The 11,255-nt window shown below is 72.2% G+C and carries 9 protein-coding genes; 3 read left to right on the top strand and 6 right to left on the bottom strand.

Annotated features, from left to right (window positions below; all coding sequences use genetic code 11):
* From AC1DYN_RS29385 to sctU, 4 genes are all read right to left on the bottom strand, one after another.
* Positions 1-520 (bottom strand): hypothetical protein (locus AC1DYN_RS29385; RefSeq protein ID WP_477965783.1); only part of this gene is annotated, 520 nt, incomplete at its 3' end.
* A 6-nt stretch (positions 521-526) separates the two neighbouring features.
* Complete coding sequence (sctP, locus tag AC1DYN_RS29390; RefSeq protein ID WP_477965785.1) at positions 527-1,138, bottom strand: type III secretion system protein SctP; 612 nt, start codon at positions 1,136-1,138, stop codon at positions 527-529.
* 7 nt (positions 1,139-1,145) lie between these two features.
* Entirely contained in the window at positions 1,146-3,101 is a 1,956-nt protein-coding gene (locus AC1DYN_RS29395; RefSeq protein WP_477965787.1) for an FHIPEP family type III secretion protein, read from the bottom strand.
* 15 nt (positions 3,102-3,116) lie between these two features.
* A complete protein-coding gene (gene sctU, locus AC1DYN_RS29400) occupies positions 3,117-4,214 on the bottom strand; it encodes a type III secretion system export apparatus subunit SctU (protein WP_477965789.1) in 1,098 nt (365 codons plus the stop codon).
* Positions 4,215-4,375: 161 nt separating this feature from the next.
* Between sctU and AC1DYN_RS29405 the strand changes: the two genes are divergently transcribed.
* Positions 4,376-6,106, top strand: coding sequence for a tetratricopeptide repeat protein (locus AC1DYN_RS29405; RefSeq protein WP_477965791.1), 1,731 nt, complete (start codon positions 4,376-4,378; stop codon positions 6,104-6,106).
* Positions 6,107-6,207: 101 nt separating this feature from the next.
* Positions 6,208-6,840 (top strand): hypothetical protein, encoded by a 633-nt coding sequence (locus AC1DYN_RS29410; RefSeq protein ID WP_477965793.1) that lies wholly within the window; start codon positions 6,208-6,210, stop codon positions 6,838-6,840.
* 36 nt (positions 6,841-6,876) lie between these two features.
* On the opposite strand, the gene AC1DYN_RS29415 is transcribed toward AC1DYN_RS29410, so the two are convergent.
* Together AC1DYN_RS29415 and AC1DYN_RS29420 are read right to left on the bottom strand one after the other, a co-directional pair.
* Positions 6,877-7,587 carry a lytic transglycosylase domain-containing protein gene (locus AC1DYN_RS29415; protein WP_477965795.1) on the bottom strand — a complete coding sequence of 237 codons (711 nt, stop codon included), beginning with the start codon at positions 7,585-7,587 and terminating at the stop codon, positions 6,877-6,879.
* Between the two features lie 7 nt (positions 7,588-7,594).
* Positions 7,595-9,082, bottom strand: coding sequence for a helix-turn-helix transcriptional regulator (locus tag AC1DYN_RS29420; RefSeq protein WP_477965797.1), 1,488 nt, complete (start codon positions 9,080-9,082; stop codon positions 7,595-7,597).
* Positions 9,083-9,423: 341 nt separating this feature from the next.
* Between AC1DYN_RS29420 and AC1DYN_RS29425 the strand changes: the two genes are divergently transcribed.
* Positions 9,424-11,255: cache domain-containing protein (locus AC1DYN_RS29425; protein WP_477965799.1), on the top strand; the 1,832-nt coding region annotated here is incomplete at its 3' end.

The raw sequence follows: 11,255 nt of genomic DNA on the forward strand, positions 1-11,255 counted from the left end.
GGGCCTGCGGCCGCGCCGCGCCGCGCAGGGCGTCGTGCACCGCCGGCGGCAGCTGGCGCACCGCGATGCGGGCGATCTCGCGGCCGCCGCGGCGCAGGCTGCACCAGCCGCTGAGCGGCGCGCCCGCGGCCGGCAGCGGGGTGAGCGACAGCGCCTGCGCGCCGGGCAGCACCAGTTCGCCCAGGCGTTGTGCGGCCTCGCCGAACAAGGCCTCGGCGGCCAGCGCACGCAAGGCGTCGCCGACGTCGGGGCCGGCGGCCATCGCCAGCACGCTGTCGCTGCCGCACGCGATCGCGACGCTGAAGCGGCCGGCGTCGCTGGCCAGCTCCAAGGCATGGAGGGGGGCGCCGCCGGCGTCGGGCGCGGCGGCGAGCACCAGGCCGCGCCGCAGGTCCAGGGCCTGCCACAGCGCGCCCAGGCGGCGGTCGTGCAGCAGCCGCGATGCGGCGGCGCTGGCGGCTCCCACGGCCTTCAGGTGGGCGGCGATCGGCGTGACGGTATCGAGCGAGGCTGCGGTCATGGCGATTCAGTCAATGACGATGGCGACGTCGCGCCGGCGGTTCAGGGATTCTTCGAGCGCGTTGCCGAGGGCATCGCGATGGATGAAGAGTAGGTCGCGCGACTTCGAATCGGCGGTCTCGAAGCGAAGCTGCAGCCAGCACGACGAAACCGACAGCTGCAGCGTGGTCTCGGGCAGCACGTCGGGACGCAGCGGCATGCGCACCTGCCAACCTTCGCTGTCGTCGACGGCGCGCTCGTTGCAGAAGCGCGCAATGGTCTGCGCGATCGAAGCCACCAGCGGGTGCGGCGGCGCGGCGACGCGGGCGACGCGCGCGCTGCCGTGCAGCAGCGGGTGCAGCTGCTCGGCGCTGGGCACGACGGCGTCGGCCCAGTCGGGCTCGGGTTGCGGCTCGGCCTCGATCCCGCGAACGGGCTCGCTGCGTTCGCTGCGCGGTTCGGCGGCGAGTGCCTCGGGCGGGACCTTGGCCTTCTCGCCGAACGGCCGCGCGGCGCCCGGCTGGCGGCGCTGGCGCAGCAGGTCGGTGAAGCTGAAGCCGCGTGCAGCGTCCGAAGCCGGCGCAGCGGGCGGTTGCGCGGGTCGGTGCACCTCGAAGGCGACGTTGCGTGCGCGGGTCATCGCCGCCTCACAGCGCCACCCGGCCCAGGGGCTCGACGCGCACCTGCGAGCCCAGCTCCTGGTACGAGTACACCGCCAGCCACTTCGATTCCGACTCGACGATGCGCCGTACGTAGCGCCGGATGTCCATCGAGGTCACGACCGCGATGCCGGCGCGCGGCGTCAGACCGGCCAGCTCCTTCACGCGGCGCGCGATCGCGCCGACCGCATCGGGCGCCAGCGCCAGGTAGTTGCCGGCCGGCGTCGGCTTGATCGCGTCGCGGATCATCTTCTCGACCGCCGGCTCCAGCAACACCGCCGACAGCGCCCCGCTGCCCTGCGTTGCGCGGTGGCTCAGGAAGCGCCCGAGGTCGCCGCGCACGTACTCGGTCAGCATCAGCGCGTCCTTCTCCTTCGGCCCCCAGACGATCAGGCTCTCGCAGATGGCGCGCATGTTGCGGATCGGCAGCTGCTCTTCCAGCAGCCGGCGCAGCACCTCGGCGATGCGCTGCACCGTCACCACCTTCTGCATCTCGGCCACCAGGCCGGGGTAGTCGGCGCCGACGCGCTCAAGCACCCACTGCACCTCCTGGATGCCGAGGAACTGGTGCGCCTGCTCGTGCAGCGCCTGCACCGCATGGCGGGCGATCAGTTCCTCGTTGTCGGGCGTTCCGGGCTCCTTGCTGCCGTCCAGCGCCACCTGCCCCGTGCCGTGCGGCACGTCGTGCAGCAGCAGCTCGTACTCGTTGTCCGCATGCGTCGCGCGCGTCCACAGCCGGATGCCGGGGAACGGCAGGCCCAGCTGCTCCTGCAGGCTCTGGCGCTCGCGCTCGAACGCAGCGTTCAGCACGTCGGGGCGCAGCGTCGCGGCCAGCGCCGGCGACATCGTCACCGCCAGCGGCGCGGTGAAGGCACTGGCCTTGTCCTCGATCGCCTGGATCTCGCCCTTGCGTGCCTTCGCGCCTTCGCGCTGCAGGCCCTTCAGCGCATCGCCTTCCGCCCCGTGCGCCGGCACGCCCTTGGCCTTGGCCTGCAGCTGGCGCGCCAGCATCACCAGGCCCGCGGCCAGCAGCAGGAACACGTACCACGGGAAGCCCGGCACCAGCGCGAAGCCGCACAGGAAGCCGGCCGCCAGGTACAGCGCGCGCGGGCTGCGCGTCAGCTGGAAGGTGATCTCCTCGCCCAGCGACTTCGGCTTGGCCGCGTGCTCGTCGGCCACGCGCGTGATCATCACGCCGGCCGCCACGCAGATCAGCAGCGACGGGATCTGCGACACCATCGCGTCGCCGATCGACAGGATCGCGAAGCGGTTGGCCGCCTCGGCCGCCGGCATGCCGTGGTAGGTGATGCCGATCACGATGCCGGCCAGGATGTTGATGACGGTGATGATCAGCGCGGCGATCGCATCGCCCTTGACGAACTTCATCGCGCCGTCCATGCCGCCGTGCAGCTGGCTTTCCATCGCCAGCGCGGCCCGCCGCTGGCGCGCCTCGTCGCCGGTCAGGTGGCCGGCGCGCAGGTCGGCGTCGATGCTCATCTGCTTGCCCGGCATCGCGTCCAGCGTGAAGCGCGCGCCGACCTCGGCGACCCGCTCCGAGCCCTTGGCGATCACGATGAACTGCACCACCGTGATGATCAGGAACACCACGATGCCGACCACCAGGTTGCCGCCGACCACCAGGTTGCCGAACGATTCGATGATGTGCCCGGCATCGGCGTGCAGCAGGATCAGCTTGGTCGACGAGATGTTCAGCGACAGCCGGAACAGCGTCGTGAACAGCAGCAGCGACGGGAACGAGGTCAGCGACACCGCGCTCGGGATGTACATCGTCACCATCAGCAGCAGCGTGCTGATGGTCAGGTTGATCGCGAGCAGCCCGTCGATCAGGAAGGTGGGCAGCGGCAGCACCATCAGCGCGAGGATCGCGACGACGGTGGCCACCATCGCGGCGTCGCCGCCGAAGTTGATCTTGAGGTTCTTCATGGCGTGTGCCCTGGGTCAGTGAAGGGGTGGGTTCTCTGGGGTGTCGGTGGTGGGGTCCGTGGGGTCCGCACGCTTGGCGCCGATCTCGTCGACCCAGCGCAGCACGACGGCCACCGCCTCGAACAATTCCTCGGGCACGGCGTGGTCCACCGGCACCCTGTGCAGCGCACGCGCGAGCGGGGGGTGCGCGAACACCGGCACGCCCAGCGCCTCGGCGTGGCCGCGGATGCGCAGCGCCGCGTCGTCGACGCCCTTGGCCAGCACCACCGGCACGCCGGCCTCGTCGGCGCGGTAGCGGATCGCCACCGCGTAGTGCGTCGGGTTGACGACCACCGCATCGGCCTTCGCGACGGCCTGCTGCGGGTCTTCCTCGGCCAGCTCGCGTGCCAGCTGCTTGCGCTGGCCCTTGATCTCGGGGTCGCCTTCCTGGCCCTTGTACTCGCGCTTGATCTCGTCCTTGGACATGCGCTGTCCCTTCATGAAGTGGTGCCGCTGCAGCGCGTAGTCGAGCGGCGCGAGCACCAGGAACAGCGCCACCGCGAACAGCAGCACCTTGCCGATCGCGCCCCAGGCGATGCTGCCGATCGCCAGCGGCGTCTGGAACACCGCGCCCGAGATCAGCGGCAGCAGCTGCACGATGGCCTGCCACATCACGGCGCCGATCACCACCGCCTTCAGCACCATCTGCGCGAAGGTCATCAGCGACTTGAGCGAGAACACCTTCTTGATGCCCTGGGCCGGGTTGAGGCTGTCGAACTTGGGCTGCACCGCCTTCGGCGTCAGCTGGAAGCCCACGTGCGCCGCGATGCCGACGATGGCGCCGATGGCCGCCACCATCACCAGCGGCGCGATGACGAGCGCGGCCTCCATGCCCATCGCGGCCAGGCGCTTCCAGATCACGTCCATCGGCAGTTCGCCGACGCCGAAATCGAGGCCGAGCGAGACCACGGTGCGCATGCGTGCCGCGGCGCCGTCGGCCATCGCCATCAGCGTGCCGACGACAGCCAGCGTCGACGCGGCGATCGCCACGTCCTGGCTTTTCGCGACCTGGCCTTCCTCGCGCGCCTTGCGCAATTTCTGCTCTGTGGGCTCTTCGGTTTTTTCGTCGGACATGGCGGGACCATGGGCTGCGGGCGTCGACGGATCGGCGACATCGACAGGCTACGGATGCACGCCGCCGCAGCCACGTGCCGGCCCGAAGCGGCGTGCGCAAATCCGACGCCTGCGCCGCGGCATCGCGCTGCGGGGCCCGCGGCGCCGTCACAATGCGGCGCATGCCGGACCTGCCCGCCCCCGCGGCCCTCGACCTGCGGCGCGTGATCGACGCGCTGCCGGCGCTCGAAGCCACCGCCGATCCCGCCCGCCACCGCGGCCTGCTCGAACAGGCGGCCGCGCTGGCCGAGGGCGACGACGTCGATGCCCACACGCTCGGGCGCATCCGCCTGCTGATGGCCCGGCTGCATGCGCAGCTGGGCGAGTACGAGCTGGCCTATGCGCGCGCGCTGTCGGCCGCCGAGCAGCTCGAGCGCGCCGGCGACACCGAGCGCGCGGCGAGCGCCGCGAGCACCTGCATCTCGATCTGCATCGAGACCGGCGACTTCAGCCGGGCGCTGGAGCACCTGCACCAGACGCAGGCAGCGGCGCGCGCCCGCGGCGACACCGCGCTGCTGGTGCGGCTGCTGTTCAACCAGGCCTGCACCTTCCTGTGCGTCGACGAGTTCGATGCCGCGGCGCGCTGCTGCGAAGAGGTGTTGCGCGTGGCCGCCGAGGCGGCGCCGGACGTGGCGGCCGCGCTCGCGGTGACCGCCGAGAGCGCGCGCGCCGCGCTGGGCTTCAGCCGCACCTACATGGCCGACGCGCACGAGCGCCGCGGCCGCCTGCCCGAGGCACAGGCCGAGCGCAAGCGCGCCGCCGAGGCCTTGCCGCAGACCACCGGTGCCAGCCCGCTGGCCTCGCTGCACATGGTGATCTACGCGCGTTCGCGCCTGGGCGACCTGGCCGGCGCGCGCCACGCGGCGGCGATCTTCCTCGGCCGCGTGCGCCGCCTGCCGCGGGCGCCGCGCTGGATGGCGCAGGTGTGGCTGACGATGGGCGTGTACTACCAGCACGCCGGCCGGCCGGGGCGCGCCGCGGCGCGCTTCGAGCGGGCGATCCGCGCGATGCGCAGCATCCGCCACGACGGCGAGCTGCCGAACACGATGCAGATGCTGGCGAATGCGCATGCGGCCGACGGCCGGCATGCCGAAGCGCTGCGCTGGCTGCGCCAGGCGCATGCCAGCCGGCGCGTCACGCAGCCCGAGCAGGAGCGGCTGCACTACCGCATGGCGGCGCTGGAGCGCGATGYCGAGGAGCGCCGGCTCGAGCGCGAGACCGCGCTGCTGCACGCGCAGCGGCTGGCGGTGGTGGGCCGGCTGATGGCGCAGATCTACCACTCTCTGGGCGCGCCGCTGATGGCGGCGCGGCAGACGCTGTCGCTGTGCATCGCGCAGGCCGGCCACCTGCCGCCGGCCGAGCTGTCGGCGTCGCTGCGCGGCGTGGTGGCGCACATCGACGAGGCCACCGCGCTGACGCGCCAGCTGCGCATGTTCTCGTACCGGGCGGCGCCGCAGGCGATGGTGCTCGACCTGCCGCTCGCGCTGCACGAGGCCTGGCAGGGCCTGGCGATCGGGCGCGCGGCGCCGCGCGAGCCGCTGCGGCTGCAGGGCCTGGCGCCGCCGCAGGTGCGCGGCGATGCGCAGCGGCTGGCGGTGCTGCTGCGCATCCTGCTGATCGAGATCGAACGGCTGGGCGGCCCGCAGGCGCCGCGCGTGACGCTGTCGGTCAACGGCGCGGCGGTGCGCGTGCAGTTCACCTGTCCGGCCCGGGAGACGGATGCCTCGGCGGTCGGCGGCGTCGGCTTCACGCTGTGCGAGGAGATCGCGCGCGAGATGCAAGGCGGGCTGTGGCGCATGGATGCGCCGGCCGGGGAACTGCGGGTCGCGCTGGAATTGCCGGCCGAGCGCTGACCAGACGTCCCGTCCCCCGGCGTTGTGAACGGGCGCGGGGTTGGAACCCCAGGCAGGCCGGGCGCCACCCACGCGCGTTGCACTGGCCCCGGGAACAGACCATGCGTGGATATGCCTCTTCAGCCCTGTTGCGCGCGGTGCGCACGGGCGATGCCGACGAAGTCAAGCGCCTGCTCGGCCCCGACGTCGACACCGAACTCAAGCTGACCCGGCTGCGCCGGCAATCGCGCGGCGGTGAATCGGCGCTGTGGCGGGCGATGATGACGCTGCGCCTGCGCGACAGGACGCCGCCGGTGCGGGAGCTGGTCGAAGGCATCCTGGCCCTCGACGTCGACGGCGAGGTCAAGGTCTGCCTGCTGCGCGCGCAGGCCGCCGGCGCGACGCCGCTGCACGTGGCCTTCTTCAACGGACACGAAGAGACGCTGCTGCTGGTCGACCGCTGCCTGGCCCAGGCCGTCGAGCAGGGCCGGTTGAGCCTGGAACAGGCGACCCGGGTGCTGGGCGACCTGCGGCACATGCCGATCGACCGCTTTGCCGCACCGTCGAATGCGCTGTTCGCGGCGCGGCGGCAGGTGCTGAAGAACTGGAGCCAGCGAGTCAGCGCCCAACAGATCGACCCCGGCCGCAAGCGTCGCTTGCTCGACCGGCTCGCCACCCCCGTCGGCCAGGCCGTGAACGATGGCTTGAGGCAGCGGCTGGAGGGGTTCATCGGGGCCGACAGCGACCTCGATTGATCAGCAGTTCACGGCGGCCCCGGATTGGCATCCGGGCTACCGGCTCAAGCTCCGGTAGATCGCCATCACGTCCCGCACATAGGCCTGCGTCTCCGGATACGGCGGGATCTCGCGCCCGTATTTCAGCACCGCCCCTTCGCCCGCGTTGTAGGCCGCGACCGCCAGCTCCGGCTGGCCTTCGAACATGTTCAGCAGCGTGCGCAGGTAGCGCGCGCCGGTGCGCAGGTTGGCCTCGGGCTCGAACAGCGCGCGCTCGGCATCCGCCAGCCCCATGCGCGAGGCCGTCGCCGGCATCACCTGCATCAGCCCGATCGCGCCCTTGGACGAGACCGCGTTCGGGTTGAAGCGCGACTCCACGTGCACGATCGCGCGCAACAGGTTGACGTCGTGGCCGAAGGCCTTCGCGACCGCCTCGATCATCGGATCGTAGGCGCTGGTGCGGTCCGCCGCCGGCACCAGCGCGCCGGGCGACGGCGGCAGCAGCGCCAGGCTGCCGCGCCGCAGCGCCTCGGCCGACACCGGGCTGCCCGGCAGGCCGAACACCGACGCGACGTCCAGCGCGGTCGCCGGCTTCTGCGGCGCCGCCGCAGGCTGCAGCGGCACGCACTGCACGCCGCCCTCGCTGATCAGGCGCTCGCTGACGTAGCGCGTGCCGAACGCATCGGTGCAGCTGAAGGCCGCGACGGCGTGCGAGGCCACGCTCGCGAGCAGCGCGCCGAACGACGTGCGCCATCCACGGGAGGGCATGGCCACCTCAGGACAGCGCCAGCGCATCCTGGCGCCCGCGCACCGCGCCGCGGCGCGCCAGCGTCTCGGTCGGCGTCTCGCGGAAGTACTTGCGGTACGAGGTCACCAGCGTCGAGCGGTTGCGGATGCCCCAGCGCGCGGCCGTCTCGATCACCGTGTTCCCCGGCGCGTCGTCGCGCAGCAGGTCGGCGCGGATGCGCTCGACGCGGCAGCGCTGCATCACCTCGCCAGGCGTCATGCCCAGGTGGTTCTTGAAGGCCCACTGCAGCGCCCGCTCGGTGACCCCCATGTCGTCGGCGATCTCGCGCACGCTCAGCTCGGCGCAGTCCAGGTGCTCCAGCAGGTAGCGGTAGGCGCGGCGGTACCGGGCCGGCAGCCGCATCTCGATGTCGTCCTTCAGCGCCGCCGGCGTGGCCGTTCCCGGCTTGGCCGCACGGTCGTCGAAGGCCGATTCGGTGCGCACGCACTGCATGGATTCGAGCGCATAGCGCTGGTAGTGGCGCATCGACTCGTCGACGCGGCCCGACAGCGCGCACACCTTGGCCAGGCAGTACGACAGCTCCATGCGCCAGCGCTGGCGGCCGGCCAGCTCGGCCTCGCGCGACTGCAGCGGCTCGAGCCAGGCCCGCGCCTGCTCCGCCTGGCGCAGCGTGATGGCGACCAGCGCGGTGTCGAGCCGCGCGGCGCGTTCCAGCGTCACCAGGCCGAGCGTGCGCAGGCCGCTGATGTGCTCGTTCAGCGCCGCCTGCGCGCGCGCATCGCCGCAACCGGCCAGCACCAGGTCGCGCAGCTGCTGCAGCCGGCGCGCCACCAGCGGCACGCGGCCATGCGCATTCATGCAGTGCTCGATCGCCGCCAGCGGCTGCAGCTGCGCCGACACCGGCATGCGGTCGACCAGCGGAGACTGCCAGAACACGTGGTCGCGCAGGTCGTCGTGCGCGCGGATCTCGCTTTGCGCGAGCAGCTCCACGCGCACCAGGCTGACCAGCATCGCGAGCTGCACCGAGCCGTCGTCGCGCGCAATCTCGCTCGCATCGTCCAGCGCCTGCATCGCGCGCTCCTTCTGGCCCAGGCCGTGGCGCGCCATCGCCATCGCGCACAGCGCCTCGGCCTTCTGCGCCGGCGTGGCCGCCTCGTCCGCCGCGATGCGGCCGAAGCACGCCGCGGCGGTGCCGAAGCGGTGCTGGTACAGGCTCAGGAAGCCGGTGCTGCGGCACGAGACCACGCGCACCGCGCCGCGCTGCGCGCCACCGGCCAGCTTGACGGCCTGGCGGTAGGTTTCCTCGGCCTCCTCGGCACGGTCCAGCGCCAGCATCAGGTCGCCGCACAGCTGGGCCAGCTCGCTCAACGTGTCGTCCGACAGGTGCGCCGGGCGATCGCCCAGCAGCTCTTCGGCCTTGGAAACGGCTTCCTGGACGCGCCCGTCGAGCACCGGCGACATCAGGGACTGGACCTGCGCTTCTCGCGCGAGGACGGTGAGGACTTGAATCTGCATGGCGATCTCTCCGCTGGGTGGCTGGGTCCGATGCAGGACCCGATGCAACGCAGTCTGGAGATCGCAGCGAAAAACATGCTCATGAAGTGTCAGTCACGTCGGTAACCTCAAAAGCGAGAACGCGCTTCGCAAACTTGAGAGACATCGTGAAAGCGCCACCTCGCGCGCGGGCGGACACCCCCCTTTCCGACCGCGCCAGCGCAAACGTGACGCGTTTCACGAAAGTACAGGTGTACCTGGCGTTCATTCGGTCGATTCTCAAACTTGATACAGCCCGCGCCGGCTGGGCAGGCGAGCGGCCGGGTTGCTTCACGAAGTCACATGAACTTTCAGGACCGAGAATGAAAAAGATCTTGCGCCGCGGCATGCCTTTCTCGCCCGAAGTGGCGCCGCTGGTCTCGCGCATGCCGGTGGTCGACGAGTACCGCGAGTCGCTGCTGCGGCTGCAGGGGGTGTGGGACAGCCTGGCGATGCTCGGGCAGATGAGCGGCACGCTGCCCGACATCGGCGCGACACGCGCCGCCTTCCAGGCCCTGTCCGAAGACCTGCTGGACAGCCTGGGCCGCACGCTGCTGGGCAATGTCGCGCAGCGCATGCGCAGCCAGGCCCAGGTGGCGATCGACATCCTGGTGCGCAACCTGTTCGAGCGCACCGCCGACATCGGCTTCCTGAGCACCGACAGCGCGCTGCGCGAGCTGGTGCGCGCGGCGACCTCGCCGGACGGCGCCGACGATGCGCAGCGCCATGCGCTGCAGGCACGCTTCGCCGACTACGTGGCCAAGTACTCGGTGTATGACGACGTCGTCGCGCTGGCGCCGGACGGCCGCGTGCTGGCGCGGCTCGACCGCTCGGTGCCCGCAACGGCCGCCGGCCGCGAGCCCTGGCTGCTGCAGGCGCTGCAGGGCGGCCCCTACGTCGAGCACTTCGGCGACTCGCCGCTGATGGGCGGGCGGCGCGCGCTGTTGTACGCGGCGGCGATCCGCGTCGATGAGCGCATCGCCGGCGTGCTGTGCCTGTCGTTCCGCTTCGATGACGAGATGCAGGCCATCTTCGCGCAGCTGCTCGAGCCGCGCGACCGCGGCGTGATCGTGCTGACCGGGCCGCAACACACCGTGCTGGCCTCGTCCGACCCGTGGCAGGTGCCGCCGGGCGCGCCGCTGCCGGCGATGGCGCCGGGCGCCGCACCCCAGCGGGGCCGTTTCGCCGGCCGCGAGATGCTGATGGTGCATGCCGGGGCCACCGGCTACGAGGGCTACATGGGCCCCGGCTGGTCGGCGCGCGCGCTGGTGCCGGTGGACCAGGCCTTCGACCTCGCCGACGGGCCGGACGACGCCCGGGACGAGCACGCCGGCGACGACCTGCTGGCCCGGCTCGACACCCGTGAGCTGTTCGGCGAGGCGCTGCGTGCCATCCCCGGCCAGGCCCGCCACATCCAGCGCGACCTGTCGCGCGTGCTGTGGAACGGCCGGCTGCGCCCGCCGGGCGAAGGCACCTCCAGCGCCTTCGCGGCGACGCTGCTGCGCGAGGTCGGCCAGACCGGCGAGCGCATCCGCCAGGTCTTCGAGCAGGCCATCGCCAACCTGCACCGCTCGACGCTGGACGCGGTGTTCGACGAGGCGCGCCACCATGCGCGGCTCGCGATCGACATCGTCGACCGCAACCTCTACGAACGCGCCAACGACTGCCGCTGGTGGGCGCTGGACGGCGCGTTGCGCGAGGTGCTGGCGCAGCCGCACGGACAGCGCGACGCACAGCGCGCGGCGGCCGTCCTGCAGCGCATCAACGGGCTCTACACGGTGTATGCGCTGCTGGTGCTGTTCGACACCGAAGGCCGCATCGTCGCGGCGTCCGATCCGGCCGAGCAGGCGCGCTGCGGACAGCGGCTGGACGCACCGTGGGTGCGCGAGACGCTGGCCCTGCGCGACCCGCAGCAGTATGTCGAATCGGCACATGCGGCCAGCGACCTGTACGGCGGCCGGCCCACCTACGTCTATGGCGCCGCGCTGCACGGCGCGGCGGGCGACGTGGCCGGCGGCATCGCCATCGTCTTCGACGGCGCCCCGCAGTTCGCCGCAATGCTGCGCGACGCGCTGCCGCACGATGCGCAGGGCCAGGTGCCGGCCGGTGCGGCGGCGCTGCTGGTCACGCGCGAAGGCGCGGTGGTGGCCTGCAG

The sequence above is a fragment of the Rhizobacter sp. P2_D12 genome (assembly GCF_056404395.1).